Raw genomic sequence first — 16,912 nt, 5'->3', positions numbered from 1 at the left:
GGTCAGTTGAGGGCGGCGAGCAGATCGCGGCAGGCCTGCTCACAGTGCCGGCATGCCTCGGCGCAGATCCGGCAGTGCTCGTGATGGGAACTGTGCCGGTCGCATTCGTCGCCACAGACCTGGCAGGCGGTGGCGCAGGCCTCGAGCACGGCCTTGGTGACCGTCGCGTTGTTGCCGGTCTGGCGCGAGAGGATCCGGGCGGTCGCCGCACACAGGTCGGCGCAGTCGAGGTCGGTGCGGATGCAGGTGGTCAGGTCGGCGACGGTGTCCTCGGCCAGGCACGCGTCGGCGCAGGCGGTGCACGTCTGCGTGCAGTCGGTACACGCCTCGATGCAGGCGGCCAACACGCCCGTGTCGATGTCGCCCACATTCTTCGGGTAGCTCTCGAGCATGCTCGCTGCAGTGCCCATGACAGTGCTCCTTTCCTCGGGTGACGGCTTCTTACGGAACAGCAAGTTCCGCTTCGTCTGTCGCGTACCCGAGCAAGCACGCTCTCAACATGTCGTACAGATTTTTCGGTGCCCGACAGTACCGCCGCCGCGGTGGCCCAGCCCAGGAGAATCGAAAGGTCAGGTCGGGTCGTTCATCGGACACCGCTGTGGACAGCGGGTAACAATGGGCTGTGCGGGGGGTGGTGTGCGGTTCGGCGGTGCGCACCGATGACCGCGCGCCACTCCTCGCCCATCACGGTGCCCCGACGGGTCGGTGCCGTCCGGCAGCTGCACGACGAAGGCTGCCGGGCCGAGCCGGACGGTGGGGTCGCTGCTGCTCAGGAGCGATGCTGGTCAGGAGCGCTCGGGCCACGGCACGGTGGCCTGCAGCACCGCTTCGGTCAGTGCCTCGGTGCGCCAGGTGGTCACCTGCTGGTAGTCGGGGTCGGCGACCAGCGCGGTCGAGCCGTCTCCGGCGTAGAGGACCTCCCCGCCGTAGCGTGGCAGAAACCTCTCGTACAGCGCCGCGGCGTACCGGTCGTAGAGTTCCTGTCCGCCATCGGCGAAACGCAGCAGATTCAGCATCACCACCGGCCCACCGGGAGCCTCGGCAAGAAAACGTTTCAGCTCGGCACCCCGCGGATCGACAGCCATGCCCGCAGTCTGGCACAGCCCCCCGTCGCGCTCGCGCACGATTGCCGCAATTGGTGTCTTCACCGGGATGGGCATGCAGGACTCGTCGAACGCGTCGGTGGACAGGACGAGGCGAACCAGGCCGCCACCGGGGCACAGGTCACGGACCTGGCGGCGGAGATCGCTGCGCTACGTGCCCAACTCGCCACCCGTGATGCCGGGATCGGTGAGCTGCAGTCCTACCGGGCGATGTTCGGACCTAACCGGGCACGGATTGACTTCGAGCGAACCCAGGGATTGCAATCGCATAACCATCGACGGTCAACCACGTCAGCGCCTTGGCACGCCCACACCGGCTTACTAGGGTGAGCCCTAGAAACGAAAGTGCAAGATCCATCGACGATTTGGATCTGCCCTACCGGTCGCAATGGTTGCACCACCGCAACGAACAGCATCCGGAGGGGTGCGCGCCCCCTCCGGATCGAGTCGGCCGGATCGAGTATCCCCGGACCCCGCACCCATCCGGTCGGGACGGCCGAGCGAGCACCGCGCTCGATGCGGCCGCTTTCGTGGATTGGAGCACACGATGCGAACCAGAAGCCGCCTGTCCGGTCTGCTCACCCTTGATACTGGCCTGGCTGATCATCGGCGCCGTCGCCGCGGGACAACGCGGATACTACGGTGACGCCTCGACCAACTGCGCCAGCGTCGGCACCATCGCGGTGACCATCGTGGCCGGACCCCTGAACTATATGGGCATCAACCCGACCGTGGACTGCGACTATCCGCAACCCACCAGCTGAGCCCGATCATGAACCCGCACTCCGGCCATCCGGCCGTGACCACCGAATGGATCAAACTGCACCTGGACCGCATGCACGCCCCGACCTCCACAGACGGGCCCGAGCGCGACACCACGGTCGGCGACACACGGCCGAACACCTCCACCGATTCGCACTGAACTCGCCTCGGACAGCGCGTGGCGCCCATGTCGAGCACCCCGTGGAGATCTCGATCCATCACACTGCTCCCCCAGCAGTGACCTCACATCCCCCCTGCGGCCCAGGCATGTTGAAGCACGCTGAGGAACATCGATGAATCCCTACTATCCCCTCGCTGTTGCTCTCTACCTCCTCGCTGCCGTGTGGCAAGGCACCCTCGGCACATTCTGACCACCCACGGGATTGCCCCGGTGCGTGTTCCGGACCGATGAAGGGAGAAGCCGATCATGCGTACCCACAACTCACACCCCGGTAGGCGTTCCGGTGACGCCGACCCCACTCCCACCGGGTCCGCAGACCACACCGCGCCCGCAGCTGGAGCGGTCGAACCGACCCGCACCGGCCGGATGCTGGTGGCACTGACCATAGGAGCGGTGGTCACCGTCGCGCTGCTGGTGTTCATCCTGCAGAACACCGAACGCACCGCCATTGCCTTCTTCGGCTGGGATTTCACCCTGCCGCTGGGCGTGGCGCTGCTGTTCGCGGCTCTGGCGGGACTGCTGATCGCCGCGGTGATCGGCGGCGCCCGGATCTGGCAGCTGCGCCACGCCTACCGCAAAGCCCAGTGACCCGGCAGACCGTCCGAACCGGCGCCCGGTCGATCACGACGAAAGGAGACCCTGTGGCACCGCCTGCACACCGTCGCCTACACGCCCACCGCATCTCGGCCGCGCATCGTCGCGCCTGGTCGCTCATCGTTCTCGCATCAACAGCACTCCTGCTCGTCGCATGCGGGGCAGGGCAGATCACCCAGACCGACACCCAGCAGGCCGCCATCAACGGCACCAACGCCGAACTCGGCGACCTGCTGCTGCGCAATGTGTACTTCGAGGCCGAGCCCACCGATCCCGCCGTCCCCCGATACGGCCAGGTCACCCTGGCCTTCACCGTCGTCAACCAGTCCTCCACGACCGACCGGCTCGTCTCGATCGATTCACCCGCCGGAGAGTTGACACTCGAGGCCTCCGATCAGGCACGCGAACTGCTGCCCGGCAGCTCCCTGGCCGCCGGGCAACCCATCGAACAACTCCGACCGACCGCGGCACCGGATCGGCCCCTGACGGTGCGCGGCCGATTCCCCGCCGAAGCGATCCGACCCGGCCTGACCCACCCGGTGACCTTCACCTTCGAACGAGCCGGCACGGTGACCTTCGAGGTGCCCTTCGACGCCTGGACCCCGAACGAACCGCTGCCCACCGAGCGGCCGCTCCCACCCCTGCCGGCGAGCCAATGACATCGCGACGACTCTGCGCGGCAGAGGTTCTCGTCCGTGTCGGCGTCCTGTGTGGATCTGGACCGGGCCCGGTTTGTCCTGACTGCACAGGGGTCACTCTCAAAGCATGAATCCCACCACTCACATCCGCATCATGTCGGTTGCTGCCACCACCACGGTGGTGTTGACCGGATGCTCGGCCGCCTCCGATGAGGCTGATCCCGTCCCGGCCGCCGCTGTCGCGGTGGCCACCACTACCCATACCCCTGGCACCGTCCCGGTCGATGCGGCGGACAAGACCGCACCGGCCGACGCCGACGCGGCGCTGACCGTCACCGACATTCGCACCGGCGCCCACGAGGGGTTCGATCGGGTGGTCTACGAACTCGACGGCCGCGGCACCCCCGGCTGGCGGGTCGGCTATGTCGACCGGGCAATCGAGGTCGGCAGCGGCGACCCGACGCCTGTCGCCGGCGACTCGGTTCTCGAGGTCCGGATCAGTGGCTCCGCCTATCCGTTCACCAGCGAGGTCACGCCCTACACCGGTCCCTTCCCGGTCCGGGGGCGAGCGGGTGGTGCGGTCGTCGAGGTCACCGGCGCGACGATCTTCGAAGGCGCCACCCAGTCCTTCATCGGCCTCACCGATCCGAACCTGCCCTTCGCGGTGTACTCCCTCGACGACCCGGCCCGCGTGGTCATCGACGTCGCCCGCTGATTCAAGAACGCGCCGAGGAACCCCGGCGCAGCGACAATTGTCTAGACCCACCGGCGCGAGCATCCCGCCATCGGATGAGCGCAGTTCGCCGACTGCACCCATCGGTCGACCTCGTCCTCGGTCAACCCGTCGGCGAGAAAAGAATCGACTCGGGTCGGCCACTCCTGTCCGGGGCCGTACGGGGGGCGAGTGCCCCACGGATTTCCGATGCGGTCCGTCGACGTCATAGTCTCGGCGGCACCCCCGGCGGGGGCACGCAAACGTCGCCCTGGGTGAATTCTTTGCGCGGATACAATGGTTGCGGTATTGCAGGGACTGACGGAGGATGACGCCCGTGGACGCTCCGCCCTGCTCTTCTTCCCGACGACGTTCGAAGAAGAAGTTCGATCGGCAGGTCGATGCGGTGATGTGGGCGTCGCGCGCACTGGTGGGAATTGCGGCAGCGTCGGTTGCCGAAGTGGAGGATCGGGTCAGCATTCCGCAGTTGCGCGTTCTCGTGCTGGTGGGCACCCGCGGCCCGCTCAGTCTCGCGGTCGTAGCAGACGAGCTCGGAGTCGATCCTTCCAACGCGAGTCGAACAGTAGATAAATTGATCAAGGCCGGATTGCTGGATCGACGTGATGCTCCGGAGGATCGCCGCAGACTCGCCTTGACGCTCACGCCGTCCGGTGCCGATCTCGTACAGACCGTCACAGACCATCGGCGTGATGCCATCGCCGCGGTATTGAAAAGGTTGAGCGCTTCGCAGCGCGACGACCTCGCGGTCGCCCTCGACGCCTTTGCGGATGCCGCCGGGGAGCCGGCCACCGAGGACGCGCTCACGTTGTTGTGGCCGATCCATCCGTGACCGGGTGCCGTGGCCGGGAGATCATGTAATGCGGGGCCGTGCCGCGAGAGCCATCCCGGTGGCGGTGAGTGCGCCGGTGACCGACGCCGCGAGCAGTCCGTGATGGCGGGACAGCCAGGCCTGCACGCTCGAGGTCCGGGCACGGTCGTCGAATTCGCCGTGGGCGCCGAAATCCGTTCCGTTCGGCCCGTCCGCGGGATGCCAGAGCGCGAATACTGTTGGCGGGTAACTCCGTCCATAGTGATCTGGGTCCCGACGACGCTGCCGGCGCTCTGTTCGGGTGGCTGCTGACCATGCTGGGACAAACGGTCGGCTTTCCCGTGCCCGAGGGCGGGGAGGTACGTATCACCGAAGCATTGGTCCGTCGGCTCACCGACCGCGGCGGCACCGTCTAATGCGGGCGGGAGATCACCGGCATCCTCGTGCGGGACGGCCGAGGAGTCGGCGTCCGTGACGCCCACGACGAACAGATCCGGGTCACTCGCGCCGTACTCGCCGATGTCCCCGCTCCGACGCTCTATCGTCGTCTCATCGGTGAGGAGCATCTGCCTGCCCGACTGATTCACGACCTGCAGCATTTCGAGTGGGACGACGGCACCGTGAAGGCCGACTGGGCGCTGTCGGGCCCGATCCCCTGGTCGAACCCGGTCGCCTCCGGAGCAGGCACCGTTCATCTCGGCGTCGACATGAACGGGCTTGCGGTCTATCACACGCAATTGCGTAAGGGCGTACTGCCGGAGCGACCGTTCGTCTTGATGGGGCAGATGAGCACCACCGATCCGTCACGTTCGCCACCGGGCACCGAAGCCGTGTGGGCGTACACCCACGTCCCCCGCCGAGACCTCGAATGGACCGCCGCGCGGCGAGAACGCTTCGCCGACCGGATCCAGACCGTCGTCGAACTACATGCACCAGGGTTCACCGGCAGCATCCTCGGCCGCGTCATCCAAAGCCCCATCGAGCTCGAACAACCCAATGCCGCTCTCGTCGGCGGAGCCATCAACCAGGGCACCTCCGCCCTGCATCAGCAGCTGATCTTCCAGGCCACCCCCGGCCTGGGACGGGCCGACACCCCCGTCGACCGGGTGTTCCCACGACAACCGGTGCTGCGCTGGCAGAGACCGGTCCGCCGCCCGCCGCACCGACCTGTCGGATACAGCGCAGCGAAGGTCCGAAACGGCCGCAACGGTCACGGCATGGGCGCTAGGGGAAGGTGGCTCCGTCGGCGCGGCGACGGACACAGCCGCGCCGACGGAGGGGTTCCGACGCGACAGGGGAACAGCGTCGGAACACATGCCGATGCGTGGGGGGCGGGCATCGACACAGCTACGCCCGACAACGGTGTCGACATCGGTCGGGGGGATAGCCGGCCGGCACCGTGCAGGGCGCACATCCGGGCGACACTTGCCCTCCCCTGCAAGGAATCACACCGAACCCCAAAGAAGTTACCGTGGCAATGCAAAGGAACGCAATAGTACCGCGGAGAATAGCGCGGCCTTGCAGAGGCAATCCCTTGCACCATCGACGAAGGCACCGCATCGTCTGATGATCAGATCGTATTGAATTGATTTGCTTCGCAATTCGCTCGCCGGCGACGAGCGGAGAAGGTTCGTCGCTTCGATCCTGTCGCTACACCAGGCGCCGATCGCCGTCCGGACAACTCCGTTACCCACAGTGCCTGTTACCTGAATTAACATATGCGAGAATTCTTTTGCCATCTCGGCACAGGAACTTGCTCATGGGGTGAGCGAGTCCGGGCCGTATGACGCAGGGTGCACGCCACACCGGCCTGATCGCTCGAGAGCCTCCACTCGTCGCGGCGCGACCAGGTGTGCACCGAGGTACAGCGCAAGTTCGAGGCAATGTGGTCGATCGAGGGCCCTGCTCGAGGTCGTCAGCGGTGTGCAGCGTCCAGCGCGACATCACATGGCACAGTCGCCCCGTACACTGTTCCGGTGGGCCCCGACGCGGAAGTCACTGATTGAAATCCCCGGCCACAATAGTCGGAATGTACGGATCGAATTGCGCTGCCAAGCATCTCGCACTGATCGCAGCGGCCAGATATCGGGTTGCATCGCAACGCCCGGTAGCGTGGGCTCCTACTGGTGCTTACGCTGGCGTGCTTCGTCGACGTCCGCTTCGGCGCGAGCTTTCTCCGCTTCGGCTTCCTTTGCTGCAGCCTCACGCTGGCTGTCGGCCTTGTCCTGTTGGGCACGTCCTTCGCGGGTGAGCTCGTCGCTCCCGCTCACCGCTCCTGCGGCCTCTTTCGCTTTTCCTTTGACGTCCTCGACGACACCTTTGACGCCTTCGGACGGACCACCGGTGCGTTCGTCTGCCATGAGCCATTCTCTTTGTGCGTTCGGTCGTATGTGTTCGATCGGCGACCCTTACCGCTGCGGTACCGACCGCCCTACACCCGTCGGTTACCCACAAGCGGCGCCGCCAACCCCGGCTCCAACCGCCCCATTGGTGTGTGGGCAGTAGGCTCGGATACTCGTGCGTTTTACGTTGCGACGAGTGGGCCACCGACCACGAAGGACGACGAGACACCATGCGACAGTGACGACGCCACCGAGATCAGGACAACGAACACCACTGCGCAGATTGCCCGCTAGCTCACCTCCCGCCCCGGCCGGCCGATAGGGCGCTCTTATGTAAAGTCCAAGCCGTTAGCTGGAGACTCAGCGACTGATGCTGGCGCATGATGCGGGTTCTGGGATACCGGGACATCGGGAATCATTATGTCCACCACGATGCTCGCGATCCGTTCGGCACGCGCCTGTGTCCAGGCGGGAAACACCCGCTGGGCCAGCCGAGGAACAGCACCATCCTGCCGAGGAAAACCGTCGCGCAGAAGCTCACCCATCGCGGAGGCATCAGCCCCCTAACGACGCCGGCAACATCAAACGAGTTTCACATGGCGCAGCATTGCAGATAGTTCCGACAGCCTTCGGCAGCCCTCGGTGTCACCGGCAGTTCGGGACCATTTTCCACCATGTCGCGCAGCGCCACAGCCACTCTGCGGGGCCGAAGCGGAATCGGGCAAGCCACACGCGGCTGGCCCCGACTTCTACGGCGATGATGACGAGTACCAGCCCGGCTACGGCGGGCCAGTCGTCGAGCCCGTCGATCCCGAGCATCGGGGAGAACACGAGGATGAGCACCGTCGCGAAAAGGTAGTTGGTCAGCGCCATGCGGCCCATCGGGGCCAGGGCCCAGGAGAGCACGCGACCCGTACTGGTCCGCAGGACGAGAACCACTAGGCAGACGTAGAACAGGCCGGTGACCACTCCTGCGAGTTGCGACGGGAGCGACGTGGCCCCGAACGACAAGCGGGGGAGCTCGATGCCGGCGGCGACTGCGCTCCAGTAGGCGACCGTCACGGCGCCGAGCACCGCGGTGGCGAGAGCCCACCGCCGAGTATGGTCGCCGAGCGCGTCGGCGACCCCCAGGCCGGCCAGCGCGAAGCCCAGGACGAGGAGTCCGGGCATCACTCCGTATCCGGCCACGGTCTGTGCTCCGACGAGCAGGAGGACGAGGCCGACGGCGAGCGCCCAGCGCGGCCGGAGGTAGGAAGCGGGCAGCAGGACGACGAGCCCGAAGACGGCGTACGGAAGGAGTGCCTCGCCGGGGTGAAACAGCTGATGGAGCGCGCCGAACACCGCCAGCACCGCGAGGCGCCTGGCAAGGACGGCTCGTGGCCGGTCGGTCCGGTTACCGGCGGAGGCGAGGAAGATCGCGAAGCTCACCCCGAAGAGCAAGGTGAAGATGGGGAGGAAGCGTTCGTAGAAGCCGTATCGGACGATCGCCGGCATTGTGGTGACCCCCAGTCCGGGCTGGTCGCCAAAGACCGCGGCGAACACCACCTGCTGATAGACGTTGACCACGTGGATGCCGCAGAGCGCGAATCCGCGGATCACGTCGAGCTCCTCGATCCGCGCACGCCCGGTCATCGTGGTGTCGGAGGTCAGCTTCTCGTCGACATCGTCGGCCACGGGCGGACCGTAACACCCGCGGAGGGCTTGGCGGGAAGGGCTGACACCGTCTCGGCCCGTTCGCCCGTCGGCCGCGGAGTGATGACCTACCGTGGCGGTGTGGAGATCGCGGAACTGTTGGAACTCGAACATCAGGGCTGGTCCTCGTTGTGTGACGGGAAGGGTGCGGACTTCTACGGCCGGCTCATGACTCCAGATGCCGTGATGGTCCTCGCCCACGGTCTGGCCATGGATCGCGAGGCGGTGATCGCCTCTCTCAACGACGCGCCGCCATGGCAGGCGTACGACATCAGCGACGAACGCCTGGTCGAGATCGACGCGGACACCGCCGCGTTGATCTACACAGGGCGCGCATCCCGCGGCAGTGAGGACCACTTCCACGCCCTGATGTCGACCGTCTACACACGCTGCGACGGGCAGTGGCGACTGGCGCTCTACCAACAGACACCAATCCCGCCTATTGCGTGAATGCCGACATCTGACCAGTCAATTCGGTCACCCGCGCCTCGACCGCTATTCAGACCGGCGAGAGGGAACGCCGAACCAAGCAGCGAAGCGCAAAGGGTCCCAGGCCATTTCGTCCACTTTGAATAGGACACTCTTGAAGGCCGGCCAGGGAGGAATCGCAAGGTTGCTCCGTCGCCTGCGTCAAGCCGTGACCAGGGCGAAGTACGTGGCAGCGCTCAGAGCCAAAGCCAAGAAGAGCACCGGGAAGGCGATATTGTGGAATACCGATGCCCGAACGTGCGCTGCGACCGCGCATAGGTAGAACAGCACCAGTCCCCCTGCAGCGGCCAGGCCCAGGGCTGTGACACCTGCGAGCCCCGCCACCAGGCCGATTACGCCGGCACCCTTCAGCACGGCAAGGTACGGCAGCGTCCCAGGTCGCACACCGACCTCCGCCGAGTTCGCCAGCACAAATCTTGCCCGTGCCAGGTCCGCAGCAACGATGAAGGCGTTGGCGACGACGCACACGACCGTGATGATCAGCAGCGCCGGCGAAGCCGCCTCGCTCATGCGGTGTACCGCCCGATGAAGTGAAGCGTGAACGGTGGCACCGGGCCACCGGCCCACTGACCCACCTTGCCCCGGAACGCGCCGGCCTCGGGGATCTCGAGGAGCGGGTTGGCAGCGTCATCAGGGAGGGTGAGCGTGAGCAGGAACTGCGCGCTGTCGCCGATGCGGGCTGCCGTGTACTCGATGCCTGCAGGCGCGGCCGCCTCGACGGCGGCGAACAGATTCCTGATTGCTTCCTCAACCTCGCCTACTCGATGCGGCTCGGTGCCGAACTCGATGATCTGTACGCTCATGAGTGTCTCCTACGTGCAAGGGCTGTCGATTTCCGGTTGGTCGCCATTCATGACGCCCGGCACGACCGAAAGGTGACCGCTCTCGTGGACTTGATTGACGAATTCGAGGTGGCGAGGCCTCGGCTACTCTCACTCGCCCACCGGATCCTCGGCTCCCTCGAAGACGCCGAGGACGCTGTGCAGACTGTCTGGCTGCGCACGAACGCCGTCGACCGTTCACAGATCGACAGCCCGGCCGGGTGGTTCACCACCGTGACCGCCCGCTTGTGTCTCGACCAGCTGCGATCACGGAACCGACGCGGAGAACTGCCACTTCTCGCCGACGCGATCCCCAATGATCAGCTCGCCGCCGACGAGGAGTTCCTCCGGCGTGAAGACATTTCACGCGCACTCCTCGTGCTCCTCAACCAGCTCACCGCGACTCAACGCGTGGCCTATGTCCTGCACGACCTGTTCCGCGTACCGTTCGACGAGGTTGCCCTCGTGTTGGAGACCACGCCGACGAACGCGAAGAAACTAGCCAGCCGTGCACGGCAACGCCTCGAAGGAGCCGATGCGGCATCCGCTGCAGAGCACACACGAACATCGGGTCACTGGCGAATCGTTGACGCGTTCCTCGCGGCAGCTCGCGGCGGACGCATGGACACCCTCATTGCGCTGATGGCACCCGACGTCGTCCGGGCCGCCGATTCAGCGATGCTTCCCGAGGGCGGATCCGGCGAAGTCTTCGGAAGTCGCGCTGTGGCCGAAGAGACCCGGTACTTCATGGACCGAATTCACACGAGCATCCCACTGCTCGTCAATGGCACCGCCGCCGCGGTCATAGCCCCCGGCGGGCACCCCCTCGCGGCCATCATGTTCACGTTCGAGGACAACACGATCGCCCGTATCGAGATCACTCGCCTGAAACCAACCGACAAGATGAGCGTGAGGCACCCCAGCAGCACGGTGGCATCCATGAAGATGCTTATACGAGCCGCAGTTGAATGACCCTACGGACGTGTCGTAACCGAACGAAAGACAGGGCCATTGCCGACGGGACGGAAGCACCCGGCGCAAGCCGTGGTCCCGGTCCTGATCTTGAGCTGTGACGTCAGCACGAACCTTCCTGTGAGGCCCGACCGCCTCGATCCGGGCGCGTGACCTGTAGTGCGCGCGGATCGCGATGGGTGCACTGCGTGCACGCAGTGCACCCATCGTCCACAGCCAGTCCGATCGCCTCGATCATCGTGTCGAGCACTGTCGTTCGTCGAGCCCAGCGCTGTGTTAGTCCTGGTACCTGCTGGGCGAATGTCGTTGCATTACAGCTGTCGTCGTCGCAGAAGAATCTGCGGACCACGAGATCGAGGATGACCGGATATGCGCCGATGATCGTGTCGGCGGGCTGACGTCGATACCGTGAATGCACCCGATTCGAGGCGGTGCCGCACTTCGGGCACCGCCCCTCGTTGCCTCGGGGATGGGCCGTGATCGCCGATTGTGGCATCGCTCAGATGAACGGCGTCGATGACGACGCTTTACAGATGGGGCAGGAGGACTGTCAGAGGCGCGAGGTCACGCCGAGATGATCTTGGCCCATCGTTGGTGACCGCTAGTCAGCGGCATGCTGTCGCCTTCACGGAAAGTGCGCCAGATCCTCGAACGGGCTCAACTGCGCTCGGTGAAAGCGCCCGGCCATGAACTGGGTTCACTGTAGCGGTTGTCGGGCGCCGGGGTGGTCTCCCAGAGCTTTCCGACCGGGCATGGTGATCACGCAGACGGTAGGAATCCCCGTCGAGTCGGACCGCAGAGCCGGCGTCGAAACCCCAGCCTGGGAATTGGCACGCCTGCGAGCGGAGAACACCCGGCTGCGCAGCGCAGAGAAGGAGCGGCAGCTCGAACGGGAGTCCTGCGCCGGTCAGCGGCCGATTTCGAGTTACGACAACGCCTGGCGGAGCGTTCTTCCAGAGCCTGAAACGTGAATCGCTACATGGACGAGGACCGACATCGAAAGCTCGAACGCGTCTGGAGTTGTTCGAGTGGTTGTCGTACTACAACCGGCGGCGGCGTCATTCCGCGCTGGGCTATCTGACCCCGATCGAGTTCGAACGACGAATGACCGCATCGGCTACGCTCACACTCACGGCAGGAAATCTGGTGTCCATTCTCCAGGGGCAACATTAGAGTTGACCTCAACCATGGTTGAGGTGCTGGTGTGGTCATGTCACGGGCAACGCGCCCGCGAAGAAAGGGCCTCACCGTGGAATCCTTTACTGTCTCCGACGCTTCTACACGCGCGGCACCAACGACACCGTCACGGTTGACGCTGCCTGTCGTATTGATCGGCGTTGGCCTGGTAGCGATGTCGATTTCAGGCACCGCGATTGCCCTGCCGGATCTCGGACGTGACCTCGACGCATCCGGTTCGGCACTGAACTGGGTGGTTGCCGGGTACAACCTCGCGTTCGCAGCGATGACGCTCGTGGCGGGCGCTGCGGCAGACCGCGTAGGTCGTCGCCGGATGTTCGTCGCCGCAGCCATCGTGTTCTCCTCCGGGTTTCTGGCAACGGCGGCGGCACCCACAATCCTGGTGGTAGATATCGCACGTATCGTCTCCGGTGCCGGTGGTGCGGGCATCATGGCTGCTGGCGGAGCGCTCCTGGCCTCGAATTACGACGGTGCCGCCCGCAACCGCGCATTCGCGTTCATGGGAACGATGGCGGGAGTCGGCATCGCTGTCGGCCCAACCCTGGTCGGAGGATTGATCTCGCTGACCGGCTGGCGAGGGAGCTTCGTCGTGTTCGCGGTCATTGGCCTCGGCATCGTCCTCGGCGCAAGACGTCTTCCTGAGTCCCGCGCGAACGACGTCCGCACCGACTGGGTCGGGAGCGTCCTGTTCGTCGTAGCCCTCAGCGCTCTGATGTTCGCACTCTTGGAAGCACCTGAGCTCGGTTGGACGCACCCCATAGTCCTTCTCACACTCGTTCTCGGAGCAATCGGGCTCGTCGCCTTCGCCATCGTGCAACGGCGCAGCAGCGCCCCGGTGCTGGCACCCGAACTCGTCGCCCACCGCAGGTTCATGGGCTGGTGCCTGGCAACGCTGACCACCTCGATTGGTTTCCTTGGCGTTCTGGTGTTCCTCCCCACCTACCTACAGGCAGCGGTTGACTTCACACCTGTGACCGCGGGGCTCACGATGCTGCTGTTGACCGCACCGGTATTGGTGGCCCCTGTCCTCGCCGTCGGCATGGTCAACAAAGGCGTCTCCGCGCGACTGATCATCATGATCGCACTCGGGCTCGTCGTCGCCGGGAACTTCGGCCTGCTCATGCTCGGCCCCGACAACACGACGACTCTGATCGCGGTACCGCTCCTGATGATCGGTGTCGGTATGGGGGCATCATTCGGAATCACCGACGGCCAGGCAATGAGCCTTGTTCCTGCACGCCTTGTCGGCACGGCGGCAGGGTTTCTCAATACCCTCCGCGGAGCAGCCGAGGCCCTCGTGATCGCCGCCTTCAGCGCCGCCCTGATCGGGTTCCTTTCCCATCAGCTCGGTGACCCCGAACGCGCGGCTGCGGTGAGCGCGGGCCGCCTCGACACCGCCCATGACGCCGAGGTGGACGCGTTGACCACGTCGTGGCACTTCACTCAGATCGGAGTCGGCGGTGTCTGCCTCCTGCTCTCCGCGTCCATCGCTGTGCTGTTGTTCATGCGCTCCCCGGAACCCGGACACGATGTAGGTGCCATGTCATGACGGACACCAACAATGAAGCAGGCGAAGCCTGTGGACGTCATATCGACTCGACCGAGCCCCTGACCATCGGGGAGGTGATGCGGCGAACGGGCGTATCGGCGTCGGCATTGCGTTTCTACGAGCGTAAGGGGTTGATCTTCAGCGCACGGAACTCCGCCAACAGACGGCTGTATCCGCGGCATATGCTTCGCCGGATCTCCCTCCTGATCGTCTCCAAGCGACTTGGTATACCGCTTGCAGACGTTGAAGAGGTGTTCCACGGTTTACCGACCGACCATGCGCCCACCCACGAGGACTGGCAACGCGTCTCGCGTCTGTGGAAACGTCAACTGGAGGAACGGCTTCGCCAGATCGAGGACCTCGAACACGAATTGACCGGTTGCATCGGCTGTGGATGTCTGTCCATGAAGGCCTGTCTCCTCCTGAACCCCGACGACACCCTCAGCGCACAAGGCCCAGGCCCGGTCCGTATCCAGAGGCACGACATCGTCACAAACAAGGCATCGTCGTGACTTTCAGTTGCCCTTCCGCTACGCGCACAACCTGGCATTACAGATTGGGAGCTGACATGGAAGAAGCACAACGGTATCTCCGCGGCGTGCTCGCCCATGGCGGAAGCGTGCTGATCCTTCTCCTGTTCGGCTGTGGCCGGACGGCTTCAAGGTGAAGCCAGAAGCTGACGGGCAAAGACAGATGATTTCCCGTCGCCTGGGGGCGCTTTACCTAGGTGTTGCGGGTCATGACGTTGTGCGCGTGATGGCACCGATGTTGTAGGGTGCGGCCGTGGGAGGTACAAGCATGGCAGTGACCGAGTTCCGCCGCTTCTAGCGGCGGAGCGAACTTTCAACACACTCCGCCGCTTTCAGCACGTCAGTTCTGGGCGGCGTCCTTGTGCTGCCCGGGCCACCCCACAATCGCCCGGAGTTCATACCCCATGCCTACCTATCGTTCCGGCCGCCACGAGCTCGGCCAGAACTTCCTCACCGACCGCAATGCGGTCGACATGATCGTCGACCTCGTTTCCCGAACGGACGGGCCGATCATCGAAATCGGCTCCGGCGGTGGGGCGTTGACATTGCCCTTGCAGGCGCTACGCCGTCCGATCACAGCGATCGAAATCGATCCACGACATGCGCGAACGCTTGAACGCCGCGTCAACCCGACTACAACGATCGTGCACGCCGACTTCCTGCGCTACCGACTGCCACGAACACCGCACACCCTCGTAGGGAACTTGCCCTTCCACCACACCACGGCGATGTTGCGGCGCATCCTGCACGCCGGACACTGGACGACAGCGGTCCTGGTGGTGCAGTGGGAGGTCGCACGACGCCGCGCGGCGGTCGGTGGCGCGACGATGATGACGGCGCAATGGTGGCCGTGGTACGACTACGGCCTGGCCGGCCGTATTCCCGCATCGGCATTCGCGCCACGACCTGGAGTCGATGCAGGGCTGATGACCATCACTCGGCGGATCGATCCACTCGTCGACCCCGCCCTACGAACCCGTTATAGCGCCTTCGTCCACTCCGTGTTCACAAGCAAAGGCCATGGGCTGCATCAGATCTTACCGAGGGCTGCTGGCGCCCCGGCGAAGGCGGCGGTCAAGAAGTGGCTCGCCGAACAACGATTTCGGGGCACACCGCTGCCGCGCGATCTCTCACCCGAACAGTGGTCTGAGCTATTCGCGATCATCTCCGGCTTCCGATCGGAAGCAGCCGGGAATTGACGATGACGCACCCCAACGCCCCGTTGTCTGTGGAAGGCCGTCGACGGCTCGTCGAGAGATGTCTGACTCGTCCGATCTCCCACGTCGCTGCCGAGATGGGGATCTCTCGCGCCTGCGCCAGCAAATGGGTGCACCGGTACCGCGAGTTCGGTGAGAGCGGTCTGCTCGATCGCCACAGCGTCCCGCACCGCCAGCCCACTGCCACCGCAGCAGAGGTCGTCACCCGGATCGAGCACCTGCGCCGCGAGAGGAAGTGGTCGGCCCGGCGCATCGCCCTCGAACTCGCCAATGACGGCGTCGTCATCTCGGTGCGGACCGTCAGCCGGCACCTGGCCCGCCTCGGGTTGAACCGGCGCAGCTTCCTCGACCCGTCCGGTGAGAGCAACCGCGCACCACGACGGATCGTTGCCCGCTGGCCCGGCCACATGGTCCACGTCGACGTCAAGAAGGTCGGCCGCATACCCGACGGCGGCGGTTGGCGCGCCCACGGCCGAGGCTCCGTCCAGGCCAAGGCGGTCGACCGAGCCAAGACCGCTGGCGCGCGCGCCGGTTATGTCTACCTGCGCTCGACGGTCGACGGATACTCCCGAGTTGCGTACACAGAAGCCCTGACTGACGAGAAGTCCTCCACCGCAATCGCGTTCATGCACCGCGCCCGGGCGTTCTTCGCCGCGCACGGCATCGCCCACATTCACCGCGTAGTCACCGACAACGGGTCCTGCTACCGGGCGAAAGACTTCGTCAAGGTCCTCCACGGTGCCCGCCATCAGCGGATCACCCCGTACACCCCACGCCACAACGGGAAGGTCGAGCGCTACAACCGAATCCTGGCAGAGGAGTTTCTCTACGCGCGCACCTGGACCAGCGAACACCAGCGCTCTGAGGCCCTGCAGGTGTGGAACATCCACTACAACTACCACCGGCCCCACACTGCCGTCGGCGATCGACCGCCCGCGGACAAGCTCCAGTCCGGTGTCACCAACGTCATGGCCTCGTACAGCTAGCTGTACCCGGTCGGGACGTCGGCAGCAGGCGTGTCGACTTGATGCGAAGAGAACCTCCGAGCTGGGGGCTTGTCTCAGGCCCACATCCGCTCGGAGGTTCTCGTGTCCTACGGTAATGCCCGCACGACTTATCTCGGAAGATTGCTCCTCGTCGAGGGCCACCGAGTGGCTGGCCCAACGCGCATATCGCCAGCGCAATGGGGTTTTCCCGCAAGTGGGTGTCCACTCGGGTGACCCGCTACCAGGCCGAGGACGAGGCAGGATGATACGACCGGTTATTCCCACCCGCACACGATGC

Annotated in this window: 20 protein-coding genes and 1 pseudogene; 14 read left to right on the top strand and 7 right to left on the bottom strand. The window is 65.2% G+C overall.

The window, feature by feature from the left end; translation table 11 throughout:
• Nucleotides 1-2 precede the first annotated feature (2 nt).
• The gene (locus tag U9J23_RS26375) at nt 3-410 is read right to left on the bottom strand and encodes a four-helix bundle copper-binding protein (protein ID WP_272269712.1); all 408 of its coding nucleotides are present in this window, start codon (nt 408-410) and stop codon (nt 3-5) included.
• 375 nt (nt 411-785) lie between these two features.
• On the bottom strand, nt 786-1,085 hold the full coding sequence (locus U9J23_RS26370; protein ID WP_326603325.1) for a hypothetical protein: 300 nt from the start codon (nt 1,083-1,085) through the stop codon (nt 786-788).
• A gap of 602 nt (nt 1,086-1,687) precedes the next feature.
• Here U9J23_RS26370 and U9J23_RS26365 point away from each other — a divergent pair.
• The 7 genes from U9J23_RS26365 to U9J23_RS26330 all read left to right on the top strand — a co-directional run bounded on the left by U9J23_RS26365 (nt 1,688) and on the right by U9J23_RS26330 (nt 6,315).
• Entirely contained in the window at nt 1,688-1,867 is a 180-nt protein-coding gene (locus U9J23_RS26365) for a hypothetical protein (protein ID WP_272269718.1), read from the top strand.
• Nucleotides 1,868-1,875: 8 nt separating this feature from the next.
• Nucleotides 1,876-2,025, top strand: a complete 150-nt coding sequence (locus tag U9J23_RS26360) for a hypothetical protein (protein ID WP_272269720.1) — start codon at nt 1,876-1,878, stop codon at nt 2,023-2,025.
• Nucleotides 2,026-2,292: 267 nt separating this feature from the next.
• Entirely contained in the window at nt 2,293-2,634 is a 342-nt protein-coding gene (locus U9J23_RS26355) for a lipopolysaccharide assembly protein LapA domain-containing protein (protein ID WP_264722660.1), read from the top strand.
• A gap of 53 nt (nt 2,635-2,687) precedes the next feature.
• On the top strand, nt 2,688-3,299 hold the full coding sequence (locus U9J23_RS26350) for a hypothetical protein (protein WP_272269722.1): 612 nt from the start codon (nt 2,688-2,690) through the stop codon (nt 3,297-3,299).
• 106 nt (nt 3,300-3,405) lie between these two features.
• Nucleotides 3,406-3,993, top strand: a complete 588-nt coding sequence (locus tag U9J23_RS26345; RefSeq protein ID WP_272269724.1) for an AMIN-like domain-containing (lipo)protein — start codon at nt 3,406-3,408, stop codon at nt 3,991-3,993.
• 325 nt (nt 3,994-4,318) lie between these two features.
• Complete coding sequence (locus U9J23_RS26340) at nt 4,319-4,840, top strand: MarR family winged helix-turn-helix transcriptional regulator (RefSeq protein WP_442802297.1); 522 nt, start codon at nt 4,319-4,321, stop codon at nt 4,838-4,840.
• A gap of 422 nt (nt 4,841-5,262) precedes the next feature.
• On the top strand, nt 5,263-6,315 hold the full coding sequence (locus U9J23_RS26330; RefSeq protein ID WP_272269727.1) for a phytoene desaturase family protein: 1,053 nt from the start codon (nt 5,263-5,265) through the stop codon (nt 6,313-6,315).
• 624 nt (nt 6,316-6,939) lie between these two features.
• Here the strand turns inward: U9J23_RS26330 and mbp1 are convergent.
• A complete protein-coding gene (mbp1, locus tag U9J23_RS26325) occupies nt 6,940-7,179 on the bottom strand; it encodes a microaggregate-binding protein 1 (protein ID WP_272269729.1) in 240 nt (79 codons plus the stop codon).
• A gap of 627 nt (nt 7,180-7,806) precedes the next feature.
• A complete protein-coding gene (locus U9J23_RS26320) occupies nt 7,807-8,835 on the bottom strand; it encodes a DUF418 domain-containing protein (protein ID WP_272269732.1) in 1,029 nt (342 codons plus the stop codon).
• Between the two features lie 81 nt (nt 8,836-8,916).
• On the opposite strand from U9J23_RS26320, the gene U9J23_RS26315 reads away from it, so the two are divergent.
• Nucleotides 8,917-9,303: a nuclear transport factor 2 family protein gene (locus U9J23_RS26315; RefSeq protein ID WP_272269735.1), complete on the top strand. Its 387-nt coding sequence runs from the start codon at nt 8,917-8,919 to the stop codon at nt 9,301-9,303.
• A gap of 180 nt (nt 9,304-9,483) precedes the next feature.
• On the opposite strand, the gene U9J23_RS26310 is transcribed toward U9J23_RS26315, so the two are convergent.
• Both U9J23_RS26310 and U9J23_RS26305 read right to left on the bottom strand, forming a co-directional pair.
• On the bottom strand, nt 9,484-9,852 hold the full coding sequence (locus U9J23_RS26310; protein ID WP_272269737.1) for a DoxX family protein: 369 nt from the start codon (nt 9,850-9,852) through the stop codon (nt 9,484-9,486).
• Complete coding sequence (locus U9J23_RS26305; RefSeq protein ID WP_272269739.1) at nt 9,849-10,145, bottom strand: hypothetical protein; 297 nt, start codon at nt 10,143-10,145, stop codon at nt 9,849-9,851. The genes U9J23_RS26310 and U9J23_RS26305 overlap by 4 nt, the downstream gene beginning before the upstream one ends.
• An 84-nt stretch (nt 10,146-10,229) precedes the next feature.
• On the opposite strand from U9J23_RS26305, the gene U9J23_RS26300 reads away from it, so the two are divergent.
• Nucleotides 10,230-11,135 (top strand): sigma-70 family RNA polymerase sigma factor, encoded by a 906-nt coding sequence (locus tag U9J23_RS26300; RefSeq protein WP_326603323.1) that lies wholly within the window; start codon nt 10,230-10,232, stop codon nt 11,133-11,135.
• A gap of 103 nt (nt 11,136-11,238) precedes the next feature.
• On the opposite strand, the gene U9J23_RS26295 is transcribed toward U9J23_RS26300, so the two are convergent.
• The gene (locus U9J23_RS26295; RefSeq protein ID WP_272269745.1) at nt 11,239-11,631 is read right to left on the bottom strand and encodes a transposase family protein; all 393 of its coding nucleotides are present in this window, start codon (nt 11,629-11,631) and stop codon (nt 11,239-11,241) included.
• A 424-nt stretch (nt 11,632-12,055) separates the two neighbouring features.
• Here U9J23_RS26295 and U9J23_RS26290 point away from each other — a divergent pair.
• The 5 genes and pseudogenes from U9J23_RS26290 to U9J23_RS26270 all read left to right on the top strand — a co-directional run.
• Nucleotides 12,056-12,308: pseudogene (locus U9J23_RS26290) on the top strand (integrase core domain-containing protein); the annotation flags it as partial.
• A 136-nt stretch (nt 12,309-12,444) separates the two neighbouring features.
• On the top strand, nt 12,445-13,881 hold the full coding sequence (locus U9J23_RS26285; protein ID WP_272269747.1) for an MFS transporter: 1,437 nt from the start codon (nt 12,445-12,447) through the stop codon (nt 13,879-13,881).
• On the top strand, nt 13,878-14,393 hold the full coding sequence (gene soxR, locus U9J23_RS26280; RefSeq protein WP_272269750.1) for a redox-sensitive transcriptional activator SoxR: 516 nt from the start codon (nt 13,878-13,880) through the stop codon (nt 14,391-14,393). Before U9J23_RS26285 ends, soxR begins: the two co-directional genes overlap by 4 nt.
• A gap of 422 nt (nt 14,394-14,815) precedes the next feature.
• The gene (gene erm(46), locus U9J23_RS26275) at nt 14,816-15,610 is read left to right on the top strand and encodes a 23S rRNA (adenine(2058)-N(6))-methyltransferase Erm(46) (protein WP_272269752.1); all 795 of its coding nucleotides are present in this window, start codon (nt 14,816-14,818) and stop codon (nt 15,608-15,610) included.
• A gap of 2 nt (nt 15,611-15,612) precedes the next feature.
• Nucleotides 15,613-16,614 carry an IS481 family transposase gene (locus U9J23_RS26270; RefSeq protein ID WP_272269754.1) on the top strand — a complete coding sequence of 334 codons (1,002 nt, stop codon included), beginning with the start codon at nt 15,613-15,615 and terminating at the stop codon, nt 16,612-16,614.
• The last annotated feature ends 298 nt before the right edge of the window (nt 16,615-16,912 follow it).

It is taken from the genome of Rhodococcus sp. PD04, from assembly GCF_035918275.1.
GTDB classification, from domain to species: Bacteria; Actinomycetota; Actinomycetes; order Mycobacteriales; family Mycobacteriaceae; genus Rhodococcus; species Rhodococcus rhodochrous.
Note: the sequence above shows the minus strand (reverse complement) of the source record. Positions and strands in the feature narration are given on the sequence as shown.